The sequence below is a fragment of the Nocardia sp. CDC159 genome (genome assembly GCF_023740735.1).
GTDB lineage: Bacteria > Actinomycetota > Actinomycetes > Mycobacteriales > Mycobacteriaceae > Nocardia > Nocardia pulmonis.
The window spans coordinates 589,416-611,727 of sequence record NZ_JAMRXH010000002.1; the positions used below are offsets into that span (position 1 = coordinate 589,416).

General features: G+C 68.5%; 21 protein-coding genes. 6 read left to right on the forward strand and 15 right to left on the reverse strand.

The features are described from left to right. Nucleotides 1-46: 46 nt before the first annotated feature. On the reverse strand, nucleotides 47-1,081 hold the full coding sequence (locus NDR87_RS06560; protein ID WP_251909645.1) for an aspartate-semialdehyde dehydrogenase: 1,035 nt from the start codon (nucleotides 1,079-1,081) through the stop codon (nucleotides 47-49). Nucleotides 1,082-1,084: 3 nt separating this feature from the next. Continuing rightward, nucleotides 1,085-2,350, reverse strand: a complete 1,266-nt coding sequence (locus NDR87_RS06565; RefSeq protein ID WP_251909643.1) for an aspartate kinase — start codon at nucleotides 2,348-2,350, stop codon at nucleotides 1,085-1,087. Between the two features lie 198 nt (nucleotides 2,351-2,548). Here NDR87_RS06565 and NDR87_RS06570 point away from each other — a divergent pair, with 198 nt between their 5' ends. After that, the gene (locus tag NDR87_RS06570; protein WP_251909641.1) at nucleotides 2,549-2,962 is read left to right on the forward strand and encodes a secondary thiamine-phosphate synthase enzyme YjbQ; all 414 of its coding nucleotides are present in this window, start codon (nucleotides 2,549-2,551) and stop codon (nucleotides 2,960-2,962) included. Between the two features lie 3 nt (nucleotides 2,963-2,965). On the opposite strand, the gene NDR87_RS06575 is transcribed toward NDR87_RS06570, so the two are convergent. After that, nucleotides 2,966-3,541 carry a dihydrofolate reductase family protein gene (locus NDR87_RS06575; protein ID WP_251909640.1) on the reverse strand — a complete coding sequence of 192 codons (576 nt, stop codon included), beginning with the start codon at nucleotides 3,539-3,541 and terminating at the stop codon, nucleotides 2,966-2,968. Between the two features lie 165 nt (nucleotides 3,542-3,706). On the opposite strand from NDR87_RS06575, the gene NDR87_RS06580 reads away from it, so the two are divergent. The 3 genes from NDR87_RS06580 (at nucleotide 3,707) to NDR87_RS06590 (ending at nucleotide 5,744) form a co-directional block, all read left to right on the forward strand. After that, nucleotides 3,707-3,889 carry a DUF1918 domain-containing protein gene (locus NDR87_RS06580; RefSeq protein WP_251909638.1) on the forward strand — a complete coding sequence of 61 codons (183 nt, stop codon included), beginning with the start codon at nucleotides 3,707-3,709 and terminating at the stop codon, nucleotides 3,887-3,889. A gap of 167 nt (nucleotides 3,890-4,056) precedes the next feature. Continuing rightward, complete coding sequence (locus NDR87_RS06585) at nucleotides 4,057-4,512, forward strand: SRPBCC family protein (RefSeq protein ID WP_251909637.1); 456 nt, start codon at nucleotides 4,057-4,059, stop codon at nucleotides 4,510-4,512. Nucleotides 4,513-4,532: 20 nt separating this feature from the next. Beyond that, on the forward strand, nucleotides 4,533-5,744 hold the full coding sequence (locus NDR87_RS06590) for a low temperature requirement protein A (protein ID WP_251909635.1): 1,212 nt from the start codon (nucleotides 4,533-4,535) through the stop codon (nucleotides 5,742-5,744). On the opposite strand, the gene NDR87_RS06595 is transcribed toward NDR87_RS06590, so the two are convergent. The 7 genes from NDR87_RS06595 to NDR87_RS06625 form a co-directional block, all read right to left on the reverse strand. Further along, nucleotides 5,738-6,547, reverse strand: a complete 810-nt coding sequence (locus NDR87_RS06595) for an ion transporter (RefSeq protein WP_251909634.1) — start codon at nucleotides 6,545-6,547, stop codon at nucleotides 5,738-5,740. The genes NDR87_RS06590 and NDR87_RS06595 overlap by 7 nt on opposite strands. Nucleotides 6,548-6,593: 46 nt before the next feature. Then, on the reverse strand, nucleotides 6,594-8,213 hold the full coding sequence (locus tag NDR87_RS06600) for a GMC oxidoreductase (protein ID WP_251909632.1): 1,620 nt from the start codon (nucleotides 8,211-8,213) through the stop codon (nucleotides 6,594-6,596). A 128-nt stretch (nucleotides 8,214-8,341) separates the two neighbouring features. Beyond that, nucleotides 8,342-9,052 (reverse strand): type 1 glutamine amidotransferase, encoded by a 711-nt coding sequence (locus NDR87_RS06605; protein ID WP_251909630.1) that lies wholly within the window; start codon nucleotides 9,050-9,052, stop codon nucleotides 8,342-8,344. Then, nucleotides 9,049-10,284, reverse strand: a complete 1,236-nt coding sequence (locus NDR87_RS06610) for a Mur ligase family protein (protein ID WP_251909627.1) — start codon at nucleotides 10,282-10,284, stop codon at nucleotides 9,049-9,051. The genes NDR87_RS06605 and NDR87_RS06610 overlap by 4 nt, the downstream gene beginning before the upstream one ends. A gap of 23 nt (nucleotides 10,285-10,307) precedes the next feature. Beyond that, nucleotides 10,308-10,925: a pyridoxamine 5'-phosphate oxidase family protein gene (locus NDR87_RS06615; protein ID WP_251909626.1), complete on the reverse strand. Its 618-nt coding sequence runs from the start codon at nucleotides 10,923-10,925 to the stop codon at nucleotides 10,308-10,310. A gap of 42 nt (nucleotides 10,926-10,967) precedes the next feature. Further along, nucleotides 10,968-12,662 carry an FAD-dependent oxidoreductase gene (locus NDR87_RS06620; protein WP_251909624.1) on the reverse strand — a complete coding sequence of 565 codons (1,695 nt, stop codon included), beginning with the start codon at nucleotides 12,660-12,662 and terminating at the stop codon, nucleotides 10,968-10,970. A gap of 162 nt (nucleotides 12,663-12,824) precedes the next feature. Next, entirely contained in the window at nucleotides 12,825-13,769 is a 945-nt protein-coding gene (locus tag NDR87_RS06625) for an EamA family transporter (protein ID WP_286013120.1), read from the reverse strand. 150 nt (nucleotides 13,770-13,919) lie between these two features. On the opposite strand from NDR87_RS06625, the gene NDR87_RS06630 reads away from it, so the two are divergent. Then, nucleotides 13,920-14,834 carry a LysR family transcriptional regulator gene (locus NDR87_RS06630; RefSeq protein WP_251910183.1) on the forward strand — a complete coding sequence of 305 codons (915 nt, stop codon included), beginning with the start codon at nucleotides 13,920-13,922 and terminating at the stop codon, nucleotides 14,832-14,834. On the opposite strand, the gene NDR87_RS06635 is transcribed toward NDR87_RS06630, so the two are convergent. Together NDR87_RS06635 and leuA are read right to left on the reverse strand one after the other, a co-directional pair. Beyond that, nucleotides 14,831-16,780, reverse strand: a complete 1,950-nt coding sequence (locus NDR87_RS06635) for a MinD/ParA family protein (protein ID WP_251909621.1) — start codon at nucleotides 16,778-16,780, stop codon at nucleotides 14,831-14,833. The two genes, NDR87_RS06630 and NDR87_RS06635, sit on opposite strands and share 4 nt — an antisense overlap. 215 nt (nucleotides 16,781-16,995) lie before the next feature. Then, nucleotides 16,996-18,798, reverse strand: a complete 1,803-nt coding sequence (gene leuA / locus NDR87_RS06640; protein ID WP_251909620.1) for a 2-isopropylmalate synthase — start codon at nucleotides 18,796-18,798, stop codon at nucleotides 16,996-16,998. Between the two features lie 259 nt (nucleotides 18,799-19,057). On the opposite strand from leuA, the gene NDR87_RS06645 reads away from it, so the two are divergent. Next, nucleotides 19,058-19,822, forward strand: a complete 765-nt coding sequence (locus NDR87_RS06645) for a sulfite exporter TauE/SafE family protein (protein WP_251909618.1) — start codon at nucleotides 19,058-19,060, stop codon at nucleotides 19,820-19,822. On the opposite strand, the gene NDR87_RS06650 is transcribed toward NDR87_RS06645, so the two are convergent. From NDR87_RS06650 to NDR87_RS06660, 3 genes are all read right to left on the reverse strand, one after another. Further along, nucleotides 19,815-20,930: a PLP-dependent cysteine synthase family protein gene (locus tag NDR87_RS06650; RefSeq protein ID WP_251909617.1), complete on the reverse strand. Its 1,116-nt coding sequence runs from the start codon at nucleotides 20,928-20,930 to the stop codon at nucleotides 19,815-19,817. The genes NDR87_RS06645 and NDR87_RS06650 overlap by 8 nt on opposite strands. After that, nucleotides 20,927-21,577: a transcriptional regulator gene (locus NDR87_RS06655; protein WP_251909616.1), complete on the reverse strand. Its 651-nt coding sequence runs from the start codon at nucleotides 21,575-21,577 to the stop codon at nucleotides 20,927-20,929. The genes NDR87_RS06650 and NDR87_RS06655 overlap by 4 nt, the downstream gene beginning before the upstream one ends. Nucleotides 21,578-21,641: 64 nt before the next feature. Next, nucleotides 21,642-22,244, reverse strand: a complete 603-nt coding sequence (locus tag NDR87_RS06660) for a TetR/AcrR family transcriptional regulator (protein WP_251909614.1) — start codon at nucleotides 22,242-22,244, stop codon at nucleotides 21,642-21,644. Nucleotides 22,245-22,312: the final 68 nt, after the last annotated feature.

Genomic DNA, 22,312 nt, shown 5'->3' on the forward strand with positions numbered 1-22,312 from the left:
TCTTCGACGGTCTGCGGCCTCGATGAATGCGAGGGGCGCGCCCGCCTCAGCCCTGACTCAGCAGGACCTCGGCGATCTGAATCGTGTTGAGTGCCGCGCCCTTGCGCAGGTTGTCGCCCGAGATGAACAGGGCCAGCCCGCGGCCGTCCGGGACGCCCGGGTCCTGACGGATGCGGCCGACGAGGGATTCGTCGACGCCCGCGGCGGCCAGGGGGGTGGGGACGTCGACCAGTTTCACGCCGGGAGCGTCGGTCAGCAGCCGGCGGGCCTGCTCGACCGAGAGCGGGCGCTCGAATTCGGCGTTCACCGACAGGGAGTGGCCGGTGAAGACGGGGACGCGCACGCAGGTGCCGCTCACCAGCAGCTCGGGGATGCCGAGGATCTTGCGGCTCTCGTTGCGCAGCTTCTGGTCCTCGTCGGTCTCGCCGGAGCCGTCGTCGACCAGTGCACCGGCCAGCGGGAGCACGTTGAAGGCGATGGGGGCGACGTATTTGTTCGGGGCCGGGAATTCGGCCGCGGAGCCGTCGTGGGTCAGTTGCTCCATATCGGGGGCGACGGCGCGAATCTGCGACGCCAGCTCCTCGACGCCCGCGAGCCCGCTACCCGAAACCGCCTGGTAGCTGGACACGATCAGGCGGCGCAGTCCGGCCGCGTCGTGCAGCGGCTTGAGCACCGGCATGGCGGCCATGGTGGTGCAGTTCGGATTCGCGATGATGCCCTTGGGCAGGTTGCGGGTCTGCTCCGGATTCACCTCGGAGACGACCAGCGGGACCTCGGGGTCCTTGCGCCAGGCCGAGGAGTTGTCGATGACGGTGACACCCGCCGCCGCGAATCGCGGCGCCTGCACCCGGGACATGGTGGCCCCGGCGGAGAACAGCGCGATATCCAGTCCGCTGGGATCGGCGGTCTCGGCATCCTCCACCACGACCTCACCGCCGCGCCACGGCAGCGTCTTACCGGCCGACCGCGCCGAGGCGAAGAACCGCACCTCGTCGGCGGGGAAGTCGCGCTCCTCCAGCAGCTTTCGCATGACGGCGCCGACCTGCCCGGTCGCGCCGACGACACCTACGCGCACACCCATCGCTCAGCGCCCCGATCCGGCGTGCACGACCGCGACCTCGTCGCCGCCCAGATCGAAGGCCTTGTGCAGCACCTGCACCGCCTCGTCCAGCTCGGTGTCCTTGACCAGCACCGAGATCCGGATCTCGGAGGTCGAGATCAGGTCGATGTTGATATCCGCCTGGGCCAGGGCCTCACAGAAGGTGGCGGTGACGCCCGGGTGGCTCTTCATACCCGCGCCCACCAGCGACACCTTGCCGATGTGATCGTCGAACAGCACCTGCGAGAAGCCGATCTCGTCCTGACGTTTGGTCAGGAACTCCACCGCCTTGGGACCGTCGGTCTTGGGCAGGGTGAAGGTGATGTCGGTCTTGCCGGTCTCGACCTTGGAGATGTTCTGCAACACCATGTCGATGTTGATCTCGGCGTCCGCGATGGCGCGGAACACCTTGGCGGCGTAGCCGGGCGAGTCCGGCAGGCCCACGACGGTCACCTTGGCCTCGCTGCGGTCGTGCGCGACGCCGGTGAGGATTGCTTTCTCCAAGGGGATGTCCTCCATCGATCCGTAGACGTAGGTGCCGTTCTTGTCGGTGTACGAGGACCGCACATGGACGGGCACGTTGTAGCGGCGCGCGTATTCCACACAGCGCAGCATGAGCACCTTGGACCCGCAGGCCGCCATCTCCAGCATCTCCTCGAAGGAGATCTGATCGAGCTTCTGCGCGTCCGGGACGATCCGCGGGTCGGCGGTGAACACGCCGTCCACGTCGGTGTAGATCTCGCAGACATCGGCCTCGAGCGCCGCGGCCAGCGCGACCGCGGTGGTATCGGAGCCGCCGCGCCCCAGGGTGGTCACGTTCTTGCTGTCCTGCGAGACGCCCTGGAAGCCCGCGACCAGCACGATCGTGCCCTCGTCGAGCGCCTGCCGCACGCGCGAGGGAGTGACGTCGATGATGCGGGCGTTACCGTGCGCCTCGGTGGTGATCACGCCGGCCTGCGAGCCGGTGAACGAGCGCGCCTCCGCGCCAAGGGAGTGAATGGCCATGGCGACCAGCGCATTCGAGATGCGCTCACCCGCGGTGAGGAGCATGTCCAGCTCGCGTGCGGGCGGAGCGGGGGCCACCTGCTGGGCCAGATCCAGCAGTTCGTCGGTCGTGTCACCCATCGCGGAGCAGACCACCACCACGTCGTGGCCCTGCTTCTTCGTCTCCACGATCCGTTCAGCGACGCGACGGATTCGCTCGGCGGATTCGAGCGAGGATCCTCCGTACTTCTGAACGACGAGAGCCACGACAGGGTCCTCCAAGATCGACTAGCTTGCTGTTACCAGCACCCAAGCGTACCGATCGATGTCCACTCGTTATCGGGCCACCTCCCCAGTGTGATCCTCGCGATCGAAAGGTTTGGGATCACGCCCGGCGACCAACGCGCGGAGCAACGGTCGCGGCGATCCCGCGTGACCGGAGGCCAGGTCGGGAAGGATGGAGATATGGAGAGCACTGTTATCGAGGTGAAGACGGGACGCAGCGAGGTCGTACACGACCTCACCGACGCCTGCTCGGAGTTCCTGCGCGCGGTCGCGCGGGGCCGCGATGGCCTGCTGCACGTCTTCGTCCCGCACGCCACCGCGGGCGTGGCGTTGATCGAACTCGGAGCGGGCAGCGACGACGACCTGCTGGCCGCCCTGCGCGATCTGCTGCCCGCCGACGACCGCTGGAAGCATGCGCACGGCTCGCGCGGCCACGGCCGCAGCCATGTCATGCCCGCTCTCATCGCCCCCTACGCCACCGTGCCGGTGCTGAACGGCGAACTGGCCCTGGGCACCTGGCAATCGGTGGCGATGGTCGATCTCAATGTGGACAATCCGGAGCGCAAGGTCCGGCTGTCGTTTCTCGGGGGCTGAGACTCAGGCGCGGGTGAACCAGCTGACCTGCGCGCCGCTGTCGAAGTCCTGCCGCTTGGTGGGGGTGAACCGCGCCGGGCTGAATTTGCCGGTGAACATCGGGACACCCGCCCCGGCGATGACCGGATAGCTCTTGATGATCAGCTCGTCGACCTCGTCGATGAGCTGCCCGGCCAGGATGCCGCCGCCGCACAGCCAAATATCGGTGTCCGCTTCCTTTTTCAGACGCCGCACCAGTTCGACCGGATCCTCGTCGACGACCTCGACCATGGGATCGTCGACCGGCCCGAGCGTGCGGGACACCACGTACTGCTTCATATGGGCGTACGGGCTGGCCACTCCGATCTCCAGGGCGGGGTCGTATGTTCCGCGGCCCATGATCAAGGTGCCCCATTCCCGGTTCGGCATATTCACATCCAGACCGACGTGCGGGCGAATATGGGTCGGAACCGTCTCGGGGTAGCGCTCATTGAACCAGGCGGCCATATCCGCCGAGACCGGATAGAAGTCGAACTCACCGCCGGGCCCAGCGATGTAGCCGTCGAGGGAAACAGCGACGTAGTAGACGAGCTTTCGCATGGGTACCGCCTTAGTGTTGCACTCTAGATGAAGTAGTTTGATCATAGTACTACGATTGAAGTGGTGTCAACCTCGAATCGGTCCGGTCCGAAAGGTCCACCCCCACCGCAGGATTGGCACTCGACCACCTTGTGATGCAAGTCACTTCCATTCGATAATGCGAAGATGCGGGCGAATGTCGGAGATCAGATCCTGATGCACGGGCGAACGGTCGGAATGCGCGAGCGGACCGCCGAGATCGTCGAGGTCCGCGGCAGCGACGGCGCTCCGCCCTATGTCGTCCGATTCGACGACGGCCACGAGAGCCTGGTCTTTCCCGGACCGGACTGCGAAGTCCTACCGCGCTGAACGTCTTTCACCCCTCGCACAGTCGCTCGGCCGTCCGGCGGGCAGGCTGCACAACATGCCCGGGTTCGAGCTTCAACGACACGTGTGAAACAGACCACACAGTTGACGTCCGACTGTGACCCTGGAGACAATCGAGCGCGAACCTATTCGGGGGGTGGAGGACAAGCATGCGCACGAAAACCGACCACCGATTCATCGTCGAGGTCCATCCCGAGCAGGTCATGGAGGCACTGCTCGCGGTAGAGCGGACGCCGGAATGGTCACCGTGGCACAAGGATGTGCGCGTTGCGAGCCGGGACGAATTCGGCCACCCGCGCCGCGTCTACGCGACCGTGACCCCGATGAACAATTCCGACCGCCAGGTGCTCGAATACGACTGCGGCGCCGATCGAATCGGCTGGGAGGTCGTGGAAAGCGGTGCGGGCGGCGGGGGTAAGGGCTGGTTCGAGATCGAGGAGACCGCCGAGGGCACCGAGGTCTGGTACCACACCGAGGTGTACTTACCCATCCCGGTTCCGGGGCTGTTGATGAAGCGCACCCTGAACCGGGTCAACGACGAGGCCGTACAGAACCTGATCGAGTTCATCGAGAAATTTCGGTTCGAAAACTACGAAGTGGGCTGACCACCTGTAACGATGTCCCCATGACAGGTGGCAGACGCACCCGCCTCCAGGCGGTGTCCGAGAACGCCTCGGTGACCCAGCTGGAGCTGTTCTTCGACCTGGTGCTGGTGTTCGCCTTCACCCAGGTCACCGATCTGGCCGCGCACGAGACCACAGCGGCGAATATGCTGCGTGCGTTTCTGGTGCTGGCGGTCATGTGGTGGGTGTGGATCGCCTACGCCTGGCTGGGCAATGTGATCAAGGCCGACGAGGGCATCGCCCGGGTGGCGCTGTTCGGCGCGATGGGCGCGGCGCTGATCGTGGCGCTCGCCATTCCCGAGGCCTTCCACGATCTGCCGGGCGGCTGGTACGCGCCGCTGGTGTTCGCGCTCGGCTATCTGGCCATCCGGCTGATCCACCTGTACGTGTTCTGGTGTGCCAGTAGCGAAGACGCGCAGCTGCGGCGGCAGGTGACGCGGTGGTCGCTCGGCTCGATCACGATCGGCACGGTGCTGCTGATCATCGCCGCGACCAGCCACGGCACCGCGCAGATCGCGCTGTGGATCGCCGCCATCGTGGGCGACATGGTGTGGACGCTGTTCTCGGGCAACGAATGGCGACTGGGCTCTGTCGGTCACTTCGCCGAGCGGCACGGGCTGATCGTGATCGTGGCGCTGGGCGAATCCATCGTCTCCATCGGCGTGGGCGTCTCCGGGCTGCCGATCTCCTGGCCCATCACCGTGGGAGCGCTGCTGGCGCTGGGTGTTTCGACCCTGCTGTGGTGGGCGTACTTCGATGTCGGCGCGGCGGTGGTGGAACGGGCGATGGCGGCGGCCCAGGGCGAGCGGCGGGTTCAGATCGCCCGCAACTGCTACACCTACTGGCACTTTCCGATGATCGTCGGCGTCATCGCGCTGTCGCTGGGGCTGAAGAAGGTGCTCAACTATGTGGGCGGCGGCGCGGGCCACACCCTACGCGATCAGCTGCACGGGATTCCGCTGTTCGCGCTGTACGGCGGCGTGGTGGTGTACCTGATCGCGCTGGTCGGCTTCCGGCACTACGCGACGAGAGTCGTGCTGTGGCCGCGGGTACTCACGGCCGGGTTGTTGATCGCGCTGATTCCGGCGGCCTCGCGGCTGCCCGCGATGGCCGCGCTGGGACTGCTGTTCGCCGTGCTGGCGGTGCTGATCGGGTGGGAGGTCGTGCGCTACGCCCGGCCGCGCGAGGAGATTCGCCACGGCGCCGCTCACTGATCCACCGGCCGGACCACCTTGTGGTCCACGGTCTCCGACACCCGCACCCCGTCGCGCACGGCGATGCGCATCTGATTCACGTTCTCCCGCAGCACGTCTCCGATGAGCTCGTCGATGCGCGGATCGGCCAGGGCCTGGAACAGGATGCGGAAGCTGGTGTTGGCGATGCCGCGGATGACGTCCTCGTGGAACGGCAGATAGCGCACCCGGCCGATCTGCGGATCGTTCCTGATCAGCTCGACGATCATGGCGTCGAGTTCGTCGCGGTTCTCCTCCAGCGCCAGCGCGATGTTGCGGGTGTAGTGCCCGGTGCGCATCACCCGCGCGACCTCGTCCATCACCGCGATCGTCACCGGCCGCTTGACGGCCTCGACGACCTCGCCGAGAAAGCGGTTCACCACCGCCGCGGTCACCCGATCGCCGAAGGCCCGATCGGCCACTCGCGCCAACCGCACCCCGATCACCACGATCCGCAGCAACCGGAAACCGCGGAAGAACGGGCTGGTCACCGGGATCATGCCCAGCACCTCGTACCAGTAGACGAGCGGGAAGGTCCACGACCAGTCCGCCCGCCGCCAGCGCCACAGGAATTCGGCCGCGAACACGGCGCAGATCGCGTAGTCGGCGATCACCACGGCCCGCTCGGTGGCCCCGGACACCGGGAAGAAGGTGATCCACACCAGCAGCACCACCGACGCGACGGCCAGACCGAGCATCACGAACTCGATCCCCAGGGCGGGCGGCTTGCGCGGGTACTCCTCGACGTCCCTCTCCGCCACACTGCGGTACTCGGCCACGACCATCCCTTTCACCCTCGAACGATCCCGCCGAGGGTAATCGGAAATGGCGTCAGCGTCCCGCGCGAATGATGGTCTCGATATTTCGTTCGGCCAGGGCCGTGATGGTCAGCGAGGGATTCACGGTGCCCGTGCTGCCCGGAACGGCCGCGCCGTCCACCACGTACAGGCCCGGATGACCGACGACGCGCCCGTAGTTGTCGGTGGCCCGCCCGAGCACCGCACCGCCGAGCGGATGCGCGGTGAAGACGGCATTGGCGTCGTAACCGAGCGCGCTGTAGTCGAGCAGAGCCCCGGCCCGTTCGGCGATGCGGCGATCGACCGTGCGGCAGGCCGCGAGAATGTCGTCCTGGGCCTTGCGCGGCCAGGTCAGGGTGGCGGTATTGCGGGCCCGGTCGAAGGTGAACCGGGCGCGGGTGGGATCGAGCGCCAGGCCCAGCGAGCCGACGCCGCCGGTTTCGGTGGGCATGCCCGGCAGATACCAGCTCTCCAGGGTCAGCGGCATTCCGGACTCGTCGAAGATGCGGCTGGCGCTCGCCACGCCCTGGCCGAGCCCGACCAGCCTGCTCTCACCGCGGCCGAGCACCACATCGCCGTTGGTGCCCCAGCCGTCGCCGATGTGCTCGTTCAGATGTGGCAGCGCCCCGGTGGCCTGGGCGCGCACCAGCAGTTCGGAGGTACCGACCGAGCCCGCGCCCAGGAACAGCTTGTCGCAGGTGAGGGTGCGGGTCGCCAGGACGGCGCCGGTCGGATCGAGTTTGGTCACGGCGACGACATAGCGGCCGTTGCGATCCTGGGCGATCGAGTCGACGCGGTGGCCCGGGTACACCGCCGACTTGCCGGTGTCCTGGGCGTATTTCAGGTAGTTCTGGTTGAGATCGAACTTCGCGCCGTTGGAGTTGCCCAGATTGCTGAATCCGACGGTCGCCGACGGCCGGGAGGTCCCGGCCAATTCAGCGCGCAGGACATCCCAGTTGAAGATCGAGTCGCTGGGCTGCGGCTGATAACCGGCCGCGCGCACCTGCTCGTCCCACATCCGGGAGTGGGTGAACGGCGCGGAGGCGTAGATATCGGCGGGCATGGTGCTCAACCGCAGCATCTGCCGCACCCGCGGGAAGTAGACGCGGTCCATCTCGTCGTAATCGACCGTGCCGCGGAAGATCTGGTCGAAGAACCGGCGCTGCGGCGCGACCATCACACCGGTGAACACCACCGATCCGCCGCCGACGGCCGCGGCGTGCCACACGTCGATTCCGGGGAACTCCGAGACCGCGAGCACGCCACCGAAGTCGGCGAAGTGCATCGGGACCTTGGTGATCCCGGTGAAGCTGGTGCGATGCCAGAATCCGCGCCCGTCGGGCAGCACGTCACCGGTGAAGATCTCCCGCCACGGATCGTTGGGCCAGCGAGATCCGCGCTCCAGCACGGTATTCGACACCCCGGCCTCGGCCAGCCGCAGCGCGGTCACCGCGGCGCCGAAACCGGAGCCCACGATGATGGCCTCGGTATGTTCCGGCGGATCGGGCAGGGGCGCGAAGATCTCGGGCACCCACTGCCGGAACAACCCGTGCCACACCGGGTCGGCCGCGGCAGAACCAGCTCCGAGCCCGGTGCCCGCCGCGCCCAACAGCGCCGCCGCCCCGGCAGCCTTCAGAAAGGCGCGTCTGCGCACCCGGGCCACCTCCCTCATCACGCATGACCGCGCGCGAGATTACCGGGCCGACACCGGGTGCCTCAACCGTATGACCAGGAGTTTAGCCTCCGCCGAATAGCAAACCGCTATAAGACGAGATGGCGCCCTCAGGCGCGCAATCGCTCCCTGCGAAGTCGATCGACTTCTGGTAGATGCAGCGGTTCGAGCTCCACCTCGCCCAGGGCGCGCCGCAACAGGTGATCGGCCAGTTCGGGATTGCGGGCCAGGGCGGGGCCGTGCATATAGGTGCCGATGACCGAACCCTGCACCACACCCTCCAGGCCATCGCCCACGCCATTGCCGACGCCGCGGGTGACCCGGGCCAGACCGGTGGCGTCGCCGCCGAGTGTCGTTCCGCCACGGTGGTTCTCGAAGCCGGTGAGGGCCTGGGACAGGCCGGGCAGTAGCGGGGTGGTCGCGACCTCGCCGATGGCGCGCTCGACCTGCGGTGCGGTGGTGACGTCGAGCAGTCCGACGCCGTCGACGCGCTCGCCCGAGGAGGTCTCGTACCAATTCCCGAGCACCTGGATGGCCGCGCAGATCGCCAGCACCGGAGCGCCTTTCGCGGCCGCCCGCTGCAGGCCGGGATAGCGCTGCAGGTGCCGGGTGGCCAGCCGCTGGGCCGAATCCTCCGCACCGCCGAGGGTGTAGAGGTCCAGCGAGTCGGGAACCGGATCGGCGAGGGTGATCTCGACGATCTCGGCGGCGTAACCGCGCATGCGCAGCCGCTGCCGCAGCACGACCGCATTGCCGCCGTCGCCGTAAGTGCCCATGACATCGGGCAGCACCAGCCCGATCCGCACGGTCGATTCGCTCATCGGGCCGCCTCCAGATCGCGGTTGAGGTCGCGGAACGCGGTGTAGTTGGCCAGCACCTCCACCCGGCCGGGCGGGCAGGACGCGATGGCGCGCAACGGATTCGCCACCGTGGTGTGTTCGACACCGGCGTAGGTCAGCCGCACCGCCAGATCGGTGGCCCGCTCCCCGGCGGCCACCACCTGGGTGCCCTCGAAATGCTCGAACCGCACATCCCACAGCCAGGACAGATCCTCCCCGTCGGGCACCTGGCCGTTCACCGCGATCACCAGGCCCGTCGCCGCCGGATCGATCATCGACAACGCCTCCTGCCAGCCCGCCGGATTCTTCGCCAGCAGCAGCCGCGCGGTGTGCTCGCCCACCCGCACGCTGCGATAGCGCCCGGCGATCTCGCGCACGGTGGCGGCGGCGTCGGCGGCCGGTTCCGCTTCGGCACCCAGGGCCACCGCCGCCGCCACGGCCTGCGCCGCGTTGCCGCGATTGGCCCGGCCCGGAAGCGCAAGGTGCAGCGGCAGTTTCAGCCCGTCGGGGCCGTAGAGGAACTCCTCGTCCACCCACCAGTCCGGCTCGGGGCGGTGGAAGTCGGCACCGGTGCTGCGCCAGTGCGTGCCCTCCCAGACGATCGGCTCACCGCTGCGCGGACAGCTGGTGGCGTCCACCGACCAGCCGCTGCCCGCGGCGACCCAGACGACATTGGGATGGTCGTACGCGATCGAGGTGACGAGCACGTCGTCGCAGTTGGCGATGAGGACCGTATCGGGGTGGCGCGCCATTCCCGCGCGCAGCTTGCGCTCGATCATATTGATCTCGCCGACCCGGTCCAGCTGATCGCGGCTCAGATTCAACAGCACCACCGCGGCCGGGTTCAGGGCGTCGGCGACATGCGGCAGATGCAGTTCGTCGACCTCGATGGCGGCCAGCGCGGCCGAGCGGTGCGCGCTGAGCGCGGCGACGATGCCCGCATCCATATTCGCGCCGTCGGCCTGGGTGGCCACCGGGCCGAGCGTGCTCAGTGCGGCGGTCGTCATGCGGGTGGTGGTGGACTTGCCGTTGGTTCCGGTCACCAGCACGGTGCGACGGCCGCGGCCGAGCTGGGTCATGATCGTCGGATCGATCCGCAGCGCGATCAATCCCCCGATCATCGAGCCCTTGCCCCGCCCCGCCTTCTGCGACGCCCACGACGCGGCCGCCGCCGCCCGCAGCGCCAATCGCCCACGCACCGAGATGTCTGCCACGACGCGAGTTTATGTGTTGCCGCTCAATAGAGCGTCTTCTGGTAGTTCTCCGGCGCATAGTGGGCTTCCAGCTGTTCCACCGTCTCGGTGATCTCGGTGTGCACCTCCTTGATCAGCCGCGCCGGTGCGGGCAGGGTGTCTCGCGGCCAGCCCTCGGGCCGCCACAGGCTGCTGCGCAGGAATGCCTTGGCGCAGTGGAAGAAGATCTGCTCGATCGCCACCTCGACGGCCAGGATCGGCCGGTGGCCCTTGACGATCATGTCGTCGAAGTAGGGCGCATCGGAGACCAGCCGGGCGCGGCCGTTGATCCGCAGCGTCTCGTTGCGGCCCGGAATGAGGAAGATCACGCCGACGTGCGGATTGGCCAGGATGTTCAGATAGCCGTCGGCCCGGCGATTGCCGGGGCGTTCCGGAATCGCGAGGGTGTGATCGTCGAGCACCCTGACGAAGCCCGCCGGATCGCCCTTCGGCGAGGCATCGCAGTTGCCGTCGGCATCGCTGGTGGCCAGCACGATGAACGGCGAGGTCGCGATCCAGTCGCGGTCACGCGGATGGAGCGCGGTGCGTTCCTTGTTGGCGGCGCGGGGGTGCACCTCGCCGAGCAGTGCACGCAGTTCGGTGGCCGTGGTGATCTCGCTCATGGTTCGATTGAACTGCGAAAGATCGTGTGCGGCCAGGTTTTTCTAGACCGGCCCGTCGAACATGTTCGGCTGTCCGGCCGCGTAGCGGGTCGCGTCCAGCTGCCGCATCGGTTCCAGCTCCGGTGCGCGGTACAGCGAGAACACCCGGCAGCGCGGCGCGTCGGAGCCCGCGACGTCCAGCAGTGCGTTCACCGCGGTGCGGGCCGATTCGCTGGCCCCCTCCATGGTCGCCAGGTCGATGGTGGTGCGCACGTAATCCCCGGCGAGAAAGAGGTTTTCGAGCGCGCCGTGCGCCTGCGGCCGGGCCGACCAGGAACCCGCGGTATTGATCAGCAGCGGATCGGCGTTGGTGTTGACCCGCCGCGCCGCATCCCAGCCGATGCCCGAATCCAGGAACCACGAGTGCAGATCCTCGTCCTGCAGCGCGGCGGGACCGTGCAGATGCGCCTGCAACTGCGCCCACACCTCGCGGGCGATCTCGTCGTGGGTGCACTCCTTGGCGGGCTTGCCGTACAGCAAGCCGGGGGTGTTCCAGTCGGACACGTCGACCGACAGACAGTCGTGTACCGATCCGTCCCCATAGCCGGAAAGCCGGGTGCGCGGCCAGAACTGGTTCTGCGCGATCGAGGTCAGCGACCACGGCGAGTCGATATAGGCGGTGTGCCCGCGCGCGATGGCCGTGGGGCGGCGCAGATAGAACTGGATTCCGGTCATCCAGTTGGTGATCAGCCGATCCATGGCCGCCAGCTCCGGCCAGACGGTCAGGATCTCGGGGGTCCACAGGCCGCGCGCGACCTCCATGGGCACGGCCAGTACGAAATGGTCGGCCGCCACCGTCCGCGCCGCGCCGTCGCCGCCGCTGATCCGCGCCCCCGCGATCCGCCGACCGGCCACGTCCAGGCCGTGCAGTTCCGCATGCTCGAATCGAACGCCCAGCTGCCGCAACCGATCCACCCACGGATCGAGCCACGCCTCACTGGTCGGCCCGTTCAGCAACCGGTCCAGCGGGCCGTCGTTGCCGACCTCCAGCGGATTGCCGAGGAACTGCTCGCCCATATTGCCGATGGTGCGCGTGCTGGCGTGATCATCCTTGGCCGCGACCAACAGCGTGGTCAGCGTGCGCGACATCAGCGTCCGGAACTCGGCCGAGCGTCCGCGCGCGCCGACGAAATCGCGCCAGGACAACTGCTCCCACTGGCCGAAACGCCTGGCGTCACAACTGGTGTTGAAGACCAGCAGCCGATTGGCGAAATACAGCGCGTCGGTCATCGGCATCCTGGTCGAGGTGGCGATGACCGATCCGACGGTCTGGCGGAAATCGTCCGGATTCGACCAGGATTTGCCCGTCCGGCCCATGGGCAGCAGGATGTCGTCGGTTCCGGCCCGGGAAAAACGCGCCTCGGTGGCCGGAACCAGATTGTCCCAGACGCCATTTGCATTGTCCCGGAACGGGATTCGTCGCATGATGTCCGGAATGTGTTTGTAGAAACCGGGAAAGAAGCGAAATCCGTGCTCCCCCGGCAGATCCGGCCGCCCGTCGCGGCCCGAGCCGGGAACCGGGATGCTGCGCGCCTTGCCGCCCAGCGCGCGCCGCTCGTAGACGGTGACCGCGAAACCGCGTTCGGCCAGCTCATGTGCCGCGGTCAGGCCGGCAACGCCGCCACCGAAGATCGCCACCCGCCGACCGGATTCGGCCGCCGCGCGCGGCGGGCGCACGGTCCACGCGCCCGCTGTCATCACACCTGCCGCCACCGCCCCGCGAAGTACCGTTCTCCGCGAAACGATCGATTGCTGATCTGCCATCTCTCGCCGACCTCCACGCCGCGGCCAACTGTAGGCGTTATAGCCGCGACGCGCGTCGCTTGGGTGGGAAATTCGCTCGCCCCGAGCACGATCGAGCTATTTGCTGAGCGCCAGACCCGCCGCCTTCTCCACCGCGGCGACGCCCGGCCGTCGCGCGGAGGTGACCGCGAACGCGCCGGCGATCACCACGACCGCACCCACCAACGACGGCGGGGTCGGCCGCTCACCCAGAAAGGCCCAGGCCGCGCCGATTCCGACCACCGGCACCAGCAGCGACAGCGGCGCGACCGTGCCCGCGGGGTAGCGGCTCATCAGATATGTCCACAGACCCGAACCGACCAGCGTGGCGAGTACCGCGGTGTAGCCCAGCGCGGCCAGGGCGGGCCAGCCCGACGGGGTGAACGAGTCCAGCAGCGCCCGTAACCCGGTGTCCGGCCCCTCCACCAGTGCCGACAGCGCGAACATCGGCACCGGCGGCACGACCGCCATCCACAGCGTCAGATGCAGCGGATCGACCCGCTGCGCCCCGCTGTCCGCGGCGGCCAGCCGGGAGCCGATATTGCCGAAGGCCCAACCCAATCCGGCCGCCAGGGTCAACAGCACCGGCCCGATCGTGGCGTGCTGAGCCCGATCCCACCCGATCACCACCATTCCGGCCACCGCGACCGCCAGGCCCAGAAATTGGGTAGGGCGCAGCCTTTCGCGCAGCAGCAGCGCACCCAGCACCACCGTGAACGGCGCCGAACTCTGCAGCACCAGCGACGCCAGCCCGATCGGCATCCCGGCCCGCATGGCGGTGAAGAGGAAGGCGAACTGCGCGATGCCGAATCCGCCGCCGTAGAGCAGCAGCCATCGCAGCGGCACCCGCGGCCGCGGCACCAGCAGCACCACCGGGATCGCGAGCACCGCGAAGCGCAGCCCGGCGAAGAAGAACGGCGGGAAATGCTCCACGCCCACGTGCAGCGCGAGGAAGTTCAGCCCCCACAGCACGACGACGGCCAGGCCGAGCAGACGATCACGGTAACCCACGCCGCCAATCATGAAATGCACAACTAATAAGGACTATCGAATATAAGTGGAGAAATGATGTAGTAGAACTGAAGAGTGCCATCGGCCGGGCCACGGGAGCAGGGAATCGACACGAGCATGCGCGAGGGCGAACGGGAGATCCCCAGCGGCGGAGGCGGATTCATGGCCGTCGAGCGACTGCGGGTGCTGCGGGAGCTGGCCGATCGCGGGACAGTCGCGGCCGTCGCGGAGGCATTGTCGATGACGCCGTCGGCCGTCTCCCAACAGCTCAAGGTGCTGGCCCGCGAGGCGGGGGTGCCCCTGCTGGAGCCGGACGGGCGGCGGGTGCGGCTGACCGATGCCGGGCGCGCGCTGGTGGTGCGCGCCGACGAGGTGCTGGCCGCGATGGAACGGGCGGCCGCGGAGATGGCCCTGTATCGCGGTTCACCGCGCGGACAGGTGCGGGTGGCGCTGTTCCCGTCCGGGGCGGCACTGCTGCTCGCACATGTGCTGGCCGAACTGAGCGGCAGCGGTGTCGAGATCCTGGCGCGCGACGAGGACGTGCCGCCGATCGAGGTGCCCCGCCTGCTCGCCGACTACGACGTGGTGCTCACCCACCGCGACGAGCGCGCCCCCGCGCTCACCGGGCCGCGGGTGACCTCGCGAATGCTCATGCGCGAACCGATCGACGTGGTGGTCGCCCCCGATCACCGGCTGGCCCGGCAGGGGGCGGTCACCCCCGCCGAACTCGCCGAGGAGAGCTGGCTCAGCGTGCGCGGCGGCTTCCCGGTCGACGACGTGCTGCGCTCGATCGCCACCGTGACCGGCGTGCAGCCCCGAATCGCCCAGCGCCTCAACGACTTCAACGTCATCGAGGAACTGGTCGCCTCCGGCTACGGGGTGGCGCTCATGCCCCGCTACGCCGTGCGCCACCCGGATCTGGTGGTACTGCGCCTGGCCGGGGTGCGGGCGGCCCGGCTCTACGAACTGGCCTCCCGGCCGCACGCCGCGGCGCGACCGGCCATCGGGGTGGTCCTGCGGGCCTTCGAATCCGCGGTCGCCGCGGTGCGCGGCAGCGCACTCGCCGCCGAAACCTAGTGCGAGTACGGATTCCCCGGGTACGGATTCTGGGGGCCGCCCGGATAGGTGTGCTGGCCGGGGTACGGGGGTTGCGGGAGGTGGTAGCCGAAGTCGTCGGCGACCATGGCGGCCAGTTCCAGCAGGGCGCGGCGGGTGGGCTTGCCGACCAGTTCCAGATCGATCTCCGCGCCCTCGGCGAGGTGATCGTCGAACGGGACGACCTGTACCGCGCGGGTGCGGTCCAGGAACAGCTTGCGCAGCTGATCCAGGTCGACCGTGGAGGCGCCGCGACGGGAGGCGTTGACCACCACCACGGTTCGCTCGACGAGCTTGCCGTAGCCGTGATGCTCGAGCCAGTCCAGCGTGGCCGAGGCACTGCGGGCGCCGTCGATGGCCGGGGAGGTCACCAGGATGAGCGAGCTGGCCATGTCCAGCACGCCCTTCATCGCCGAATGCATCAGTCCCGTACCGCAGTCGGTCAGGATGATGTTGTAGAACTGCTGCAGGATGGCGATCGCGCGGCGGTAGTCCTCCTCGCTGAACGCCTCCGACACGGCCGGATCCTGCTCGCTGGCAAGCACTTCCAGTCGACTGGGGGCCTGCGAGGTGTGCGCCCGCACGTCGGAGTACCGGCTGATGTGCTGGTCCTCCAACAGGTTTCGCACCGTGGAGCGGGTCTGCCGGGGCACCCGGTGCGCCAACGTCCCGAGGTCCGGATTGGCATCGATGGCGATGACGCGGTCACCGCGCAGCGAGGAGAACGTCGAGCCCAGACCGACCGTGGTGGTGGTCTTGCCGACCCCGCCCTTGAGCGAGAGGATCGCGATCCGGTAATCGCCGCGCACGGGCTGGTTCACCCGCTCGACGAGCTCGCGGTGGACGACATCCGCGGGCGACTCGCCCGGATTGATCGCGCCGCCGGTCACCTTGTGCACCGCCCGGCGCCATCCGCTGCGCGGCGCCTTGCGGGCGCGCTTGAGCAGATTCAGGTCGTTGACCGAATGCGCGGGCTGCCCCGGCTGTCCGAGGTGCTGCGGCTGGAAGCCCGAAAGCTGCTGCGGCTGCGGCGGATTGGGGGCCGCGGGCCCGCCGTGCCAGTTCGGGACGGGCGGCAGCGGCGGCTGGGGGTACATCTGCTGCGGCGCGGGCGGCAGCGGCGGCGGAGCCCAGCTGTACTGCTCCTGATTGCCGCCGGTCGGCTCCGGCGCGGCCTGGCCGCCGTCCTCGGGAAAGACACGGCGCACCATGCCGTCCGGGCCGATCTCCTGGCGGATCTCGCCGTACGGCGTTTCGTGCCGCACCTCGCCGTAGCCGGACGGGAAGGAGTCACCGGGGCCGCCGGGCTGGAAGGAGTTCGGGTCACCGGGCGCGAACGCATTCGGATCCCCGGGACCACCGGGTGCGAAGGAGTTCGGGTCGCCGGGGCCGCCGGGCGCGAACGCATTCGGGTCACCGGGACCACCCGGCGCGAAGGCGTTCGGATCACCGGAACCCCCGTGGCCGTAGGCATTCGGCCCACCGGGCGGGAATGCGTTGGGATCGCCGGGGCCGAAGTTGTTCGGCCCGCCGTAGGCGTTCGGATCGCCCGGCCCATACTGATCGGGCACCGGGAAGTTGCCGGTCGACGGGAAGCCGGGACCCGGCCCGGCGAACGGGCCGGGCGCGAAACCGGCCGGCGGCGCCGCGAAGGGACCCCCGGGCTGCTCCTGCCCGAACTGCGGGCCGGGCTGGAAGGTCGTCTGCTCGATGGCATCCGGCACCGGCGGGAAGATTCCGGAGGCGGCCGGTTCGCCGTCATCGGCCCGCTCCGGCTCGGGGGCCGCATCGTCGGTGGTCGTGGCCGCGGCGTCGTCGGCCGTGTCGTCGTGCGCCGGCTTCGAGGTCGAGTCGTCCTTCTCGGCGGCCACGTCCACCCCGTGATTCTGCAACCAGGGTGGTTGGGTCGAGTTGTCGTCAGTCGTCACGTTTCCCCCATCTGCTCGAGGTTCGAGCAGAGAGCTCGGCGCTAATGCAGCTCCAAGCTAGCACGCTGTCCGATTACCCGTGTCGTCGCGGACCAGGTCCATACCCCTTACCGCCCAGAGTTATCCACATGTGATCCACAGCCGTTGTTCCCGCGAAAAGCGTGCGGGAACAACGGCTGGGAACAGTGCGGGAACGACGGCAGCCGGGAGGCCCCTCAGCGGGCCCGGTGGGCCCGGTTGACCGCCGAGACGACGGCCCGCAGCGAGGCCGTGGTGATCGAGGTGGCGATGCCGACACCCCAGGTCACCTTGTCGCCGATCGAGCATTCGACGTAGGCCGCGGCCTGGGCGTCGTCACCGGAGGACATGGCGTGCTCGGAGTAGTCCAGCACGCGCACCTCGGTGCCGATGGTCGACAACGCGTCCACGAACGCCGCGAGCGGGCCGTTGCCCTCGCCGGAGATCTCCTGCTCGACGCCGTCGACCTTCACCACCACGTCGATATGGTCGGTGCCGCCGTCGGTTTCGGAGGCGGTGACCTTCTGCCGGATGCGTTCCAGCGGCAGGATCGGGTTCAGGTACTCCTCGGCGAAGACGTCCCACATCTCCTTCGGCGTGACCTCGCCGCCCTCGCCGTCGGTGATCCGCTGGATCGCCTGGGAGAACTCGATCTGCAGCCGTCGCGGCAGCACCAGGCCGTGGTCGGTCTTCATGATGTAGGCGACGCCGCCCTTGCCGGACTGCGAGTTGACCCGGATGACCGCCTCGTAGGTGCGGCCCACATCCTTCGGATCGATCGGCAGGTACGGCACCTCCCAGGTGATGTCGTCGACATCCGAATCCGCCGCGTCCGCGGCCGCTTTCATCGCGTCCAGGCCCTTGTTGATGGCGTCCTGGTGGCTGCCGGAGAACGCGGTGTAGACCAGATCGCCGCCGTAGGGATGGCGCTCGTGCACCGGCAGCTGGTTGCAGTACTCGACCGTCCGGCGGATCTCGTCGATATCGGAGAAGTCGATCTGCGGATCGACGCCGCGGGAGAACAGATTCATCCCCAGGGTCACCAGGCAGACGTTGCCGGTGCGCTCACCGTTGCCGAACAGGCAGCCCTCGATGCGATCGGCCCCGGCCTGATAGCCCAGTTCGGCGGCCGCGACCGCGGTGCCCCGGTCGTTGTGCGGATGCAGCGACAACACGATCGAATCGCGCCGCGCCAGATTGCGGCTCATCCACTCGATCGAGTCGGCGTAGACGTTGGGGGTGGCCATCTCGACCGTCGCGGGCAGGTTGATGATCATCGGCTTGTCCGGGGTGGGCGCGATGATCTCGCTGACCGCGTCGCACACCTCGCGGGCGTAGTCCAGCTCGGTGCCGGTGTAGGACTCCGGGCTGTACTCGTAGCGCCAGTTGGTGTCCGGGTAGCGCTTCTCGACCTCCAGACACAGCCGCGCGGCATCGGTGGCGATCTTCTTCACCGCGTCGCGATCGGCGCGGAAGACCACGCGGCGCTGCAGGATCGAGGTCGAGTTGTAGAAGTGGACGATCACGTTGGGCGCGCCCTGGCACGCCTCGAAGGTCCGCTCGATCAGCTCCGGGCGGCACTGGGTCAGCACCTGGATGGTGACATCGTCCGGGATCGCGCCGTCCTCGATGATCTCGCGGACGAAGTCGAAGTCGGTCTGGCTGGCCGACGGGAAACCGACCTCGATCTCCTTGTAGCCCATCCGCACCAGCAGATCGAACATACGGCGCTTGCGGGCCGGGCTCATCGGATCGATCAGGGCCTGATTGCCGTCGCGCAGGTCGACCGCGCACCAGGCCGGAGCGCGGTCGATGACCCGGTCCGGCCATGTGCGGTCGGGCAGTGCGATCGGCTCGACCTCCTCGGCGAACGGCCGGTACCGGAAGGTCGGCATCGAGGAGTTCTTCTGCTTGTTCCAGGCGGGCTGGTCGACGGGCGCCGGCTTGGACGGGGCGGTGATCGTGCGCGTGGCGGATACGAAGGCGTCAGCGGGTGACATGCGATGTTCTCCGTGGGTGTGGGTGGGATCCCGAATTCGGGTCGACCGGCACAGCTGAACCCCGCGACGGGAGCCGGTCCGTATCAGACCCCGTCGCGGCGGCCGAGAAGGAGTGCCCGCTGCATGATGATCAAGAGTTTACAGGCCCGCAATCACGGCTGGAAAGACAGGTCGACAGGAAAACGATTCGTCCTACCTATAGCGTCGGGTTGCGCAAACGCTTGTACGGGCCGGGCCCGACGGGACGTGAGGAACACGTATGACCTGGATAGAACAGCTGGCGGTCTTCGCTGCCGGTATCGCCGCCGGAGGCATCAACACGATCGTCGGCTCGGGCACGCTCATCACCTTCCCGGTGCTGCTGGCCCTCGGTTATCCGCCCGTGACCGCGAATGTCTCGAACACGATCGGCCTGGTGCCCGGCGGCGTCAGCGGGGTGTGGGGCTATCGGCGCGAACTCGCCGGTCAGCGCGTCCGGCTGCTGCGGCTGGGCAGCGCGACGCTGCTCGGCGCCACGGCGGGCGCGGTGCTGCTGCTGACCCTGCCGCCCGGTGCGTTCAAGGCCATCGTGCCGGTGTTGATCGTCGCGGCGCTGGTGCTCGTGGTGGTGCAGCCGCGGCTGTCGCGGTGGGTGAAGCGGCGGCGCGAACAGGGCGGTGCCGCACCGGCGCACGGCGGAGCGCTGCTGTGGCTGGCCGTCCTCGGCACCGGCGGGTACGGCGGCTATTTCGGCGCGGCGCAGGGCGTGCTGCTGATGGGTCTGCTCGGAGTGTTCGTGCACGAGGACATCCAGCGGCTCAACGGCGTGAAGAACTATCTCGCGCTGCTGGCCAACGCCGTGTCGGCGGTGATCTTCGTCTTCGTCGCGGAGGTGTCCTGGCAGGCCGCGGGATTGATCGCGGTGGGTTCCATCATCGGCGGTCAGCTGGGCGCGACCGTGGGCCGACGGCTGGCGCCCAATGCCCTGCGCGCGGTGATCGTGGTGGTGGGCACGATCGCCGTGGTGCGGCTGCTGCTCAGCTGAGCCGACCCGACTCCAGGAAACCGCGCAGGCGGGCGGCGTACGGCGCGATGTCGATGTCCTGGGCCGCAAGCCAATCCGCGGCGTAGTACTTGTCGATGTAGCGGTCGCCCGGATCGCAGAGCAGGCCGACCACGCTGCCGCCGCGGCCCGCCGCGGCCATCTCGGACATGATGTGGAACGCGGCCCACAGCCCGGTTCCGGTGGAGGCGCCAGCCTTTCGCCCGATCAGCTGCTCCAGGACGTGCACCGCCGCGATGGCGGCCGCGTCCGGGACGTGGATCATGCGGTCGATGGCCGAGGAGACGAAGCTCGGCTCCACCCGCTGGCGGCCGATTCCCTCGATGCGCGAACAGATTTCGGTGGTGATACCGGAATCACCGTCGCGCCACGCCGGGAAGAACGCCGAATTGTCCGGGTCCGCAACGCACAGGCCGGTCGCGCGGCCGGTGTAGCGGATGTAGCGGGCGATGGTCGCCGAGGTGCCGCCGGTACCCGCGGTCGCGACGATCCAGGTCGGCTCCGGATGCCGTTCCTCGGCAAGCTGTTCGAAGATCGACTCGGCGATATTGTTGTTGCCGCGCCAGTCCGTCGCGCGCTCGGCGAAGGTGAACTGATCCATGTAGTGCCCGCCGAGCTCACGCGCCAGATGCGCGGCCACGTCGTACACCTCGTTGGCATTGTCGACGAAATGGCAACGCCCGCCCTGGAATTCGATCAGGCGCACCTTCTCCCGGCTGGTGCCGCGCGCCATGACGGCGATGAACGGCACCCCGATCAGCCGCGCGAAATACGCCTCCGACACCGCGGTCGAACCGCTGGACGCCTCGATCACCGGCCGGTCCGGCCGGATCCAGCCGCTGCACAGGGCGTGCAGGAACAGCGAGCGGGCCAGCCGATGCTTCAACGAGCCGGTGGGATGGGTGGATTCGTCCTTCAGATACAGGTCCACGCCCGGCACCGCGGCCACCGGCACGCGCAGCAGATGGGTGTCGGAGGAGCGGCGGGCATCCGCGCGGACCTTCGCGATCGCCTCCGCCAGCCACTGCCGATGCACGGGGTCGTATCGATTGATGTCGACCACGACATCGGTGGTGTCGGCGGCGGTCATGCGCTCTCCTCGCCTTCGAGCTCGTTCAGATAGTTGTAGATGGTGAATCGGGTGACGCCGATGGCCTCGGCGACAGTCTCGACGGCGTCCTTGACCGCGAACACCCCCTGTTCGCGCAGCCGCGCCACGACCTGGATCTTGTGCTGTTTCTTCATCAGTTCCACCGGAACCCCGGTGTCGGCCAGGGCCTCGGCGATCATGCGCTCGGTCAGCTCGCCCACGCTGCGGGGGAAGGTCTCGAGCGGCTCGTGGACCGGCCGCGCGTTCTCGCCGAGCAGCGCGCCGAGCAGTCGATGCGCCTCGGCCAGATCGGTCACGTCGATATTGAGGCACAGCGCGGCGAGCGGAGTGCCGTCGGCGGGTGAGCGGACGATGATCGTGCTCGAGCGCGCGCGGCGGTCGTGCGGCAGTTCGGTCGGGTAGTCGATCAGATTGCCGACCGCCCCCGCGTTCAGATGCCGCAGCAGCAGATCGGTCGCCGGGGCCCCGGCCGTCCGGCCGGTGAGCCCGCCCGCGATGGCGTGCACCGAATTCGGCAGCCGGGTCAGATCGTGCACCACGACCTCGGCCCGCAGCGCCCGGGCCAGCGGCTCGACCAGCTGCGCGAGCACGTCCAGGGTCGCCCGCACCTCGACCTGCTCAGCCATGACACCTTCTGCCTTCTGTTTCAACCAGCGATTGAGAGATTACACAACCAGTTGATACTCGACATCAGCGGGGTGCGAGCAGCGGCAGAACGACCAGATCGAGGATCTCCTCGATCACCTCGTCGCCGATCGGAACCCCGTCGAGCAGGAAGTGCTGGGTGAGCAAGGTGGGACCCAGTCCCGTCAGCCGCGGATGCAGGGCATGGGCGCCCGCCTCCCCGCGCTCGACGGCCCGGGCGATGACGGTCGAGAGCACCCGGTCGCGGGCGGCGATCATGCCCTCGCGGGCGCGGCGGGTGGCCTCGGGATCGGCCATGGTCTCGGCGAACAGGCCGCGGGTCGCCTCGCCGAACGGCCCCTCCAGCCGATCCGCGGCCGCGCGCAGCACGGCGAGCAGATCGCCGCGCAGGCCACCGGTATCGGGCACGCTGTGCGGCCGATCGGCCACGACGTGACCCAGTGCCGCGCCGACCAATTCGGCTCGGGTGGGCCAGCGGCGATAGATCGACGCCTTACCGGTGCGTGCGCGGGCCGCGATCCGCTCCATTGACAGCCGGGCGTATCCGCTGTCGGACAGTTCGGCCAGCGTCGCGTCGAAGATGGCGGTGAGCAGCGCGTCGCCGCGCCGTCGCGGCAGCGAGCGGTGGTCGGGCCGGGCCGCGTTCATCGATCTCCTTAGTGTCCGCACCGTTCTCTAACTGTGCTAGCCTAGCCACCATTACAGAGAACGCCCCG

Coding starts and splice junctions, on each gene's coding strand:
- NDR87_RS06560 (WP_251909645.1), bottom strand. CDS start 1,081: ATGGGTGTGCGCGTAGGTGTCGTCGGCGCGACCGGGCAGGTCGGCGCC.
- NDR87_RS06570 (WP_251909641.1), top strand. CDS start 2,549: ATGGAGAGCACTGTTATCGAGGTGAAGACGGGACGCAGCGAGGTCGTA.
- NDR87_RS06575 (WP_251909640.1), bottom strand. CDS start 3,541: ATGCGAAAGCTCGTCTACTACGTCGCTGTTTCCCTCGACGGCTACATC.
- NDR87_RS06580 (WP_251909638.1), top strand. CDS start 3,707: ATGCGGGCGAATGTCGGAGATCAGATCCTGATGCACGGGCGAACGGTC.
- NDR87_RS06585 (WP_251909637.1), top strand. CDS start 4,057: ATGCGCACGAAAACCGACCACCGATTCATCGTCGAGGTCCATCCCGAG.
- NDR87_RS06590 (WP_251909635.1), top strand. CDS start 4,533: ATGACAGGTGGCAGACGCACCCGCCTCCAGGCGGTGTCCGAGAACGCC.
- NDR87_RS06595 (WP_251909634.1), bottom strand. CDS start 6,547: ATGGTCGTGGCCGAGTACCGCAGTGTGGCGGAGAGGGACGTCGAGGAG.
- NDR87_RS06605 (WP_251909630.1), bottom strand. CDS start 9,052: ATGAGCGAATCGACCGTGCGGATCGGGCTGGTGCTGCCCGATGTCATG.
- NDR87_RS06615 (WP_251909626.1), bottom strand. CDS start 10,925: ATGAGCGAGATCACCACGGCCACCGAACTGCGTGCACTGCTCGGCGAG.
- NDR87_RS06620 (WP_251909624.1), bottom strand. CDS start 12,662: ATGACAGCGGGCGCGTGGACCGTGCGCCCGCCGCGCGCGGCGGCCGAA.
- NDR87_RS06625 (WP_286013120.1), bottom strand. CDS start 13,769: ATGATTGGCGGCGTGGGTTACCGTGATCGTCTGCTCGGCCTGGCCGTC.
- NDR87_RS06630 (WP_251910183.1), top strand. CDS start 13,920: ATGGCCGTCGAGCGACTGCGGGTGCTGCGGGAGCTGGCCGATCGCGGG.
- leuA (WP_251909620.1), bottom strand. CDS start 18,798: ATGTCACCCGCTGACGCCTTCGTATCCGCCACGCGCACGATCACCGCC.
- NDR87_RS06645 (WP_251909618.1), top strand. CDS start 19,058: ATGACCTGGATAGAACAGCTGGCGGTCTTCGCTGCCGGTATCGCCGCC.
- NDR87_RS06650 (WP_251909617.1), bottom strand. CDS start 20,930: ATGACCGCCGCCGACACCACCGATGTCGTGGTCGACATCAATCGATAC.
- NDR87_RS06655 (WP_251909616.1), bottom strand. CDS start 21,577: ATGGCTGAGCAGGTCGAGGTGCGGGCGACCCTGGACGTGCTCGCGCAG.
- NDR87_RS06660 (WP_251909614.1), bottom strand. CDS start 22,244: ATGAACGCGGCCCGGCCCGACCACCGCTCGCTGCCGCGACGGCGCGGC.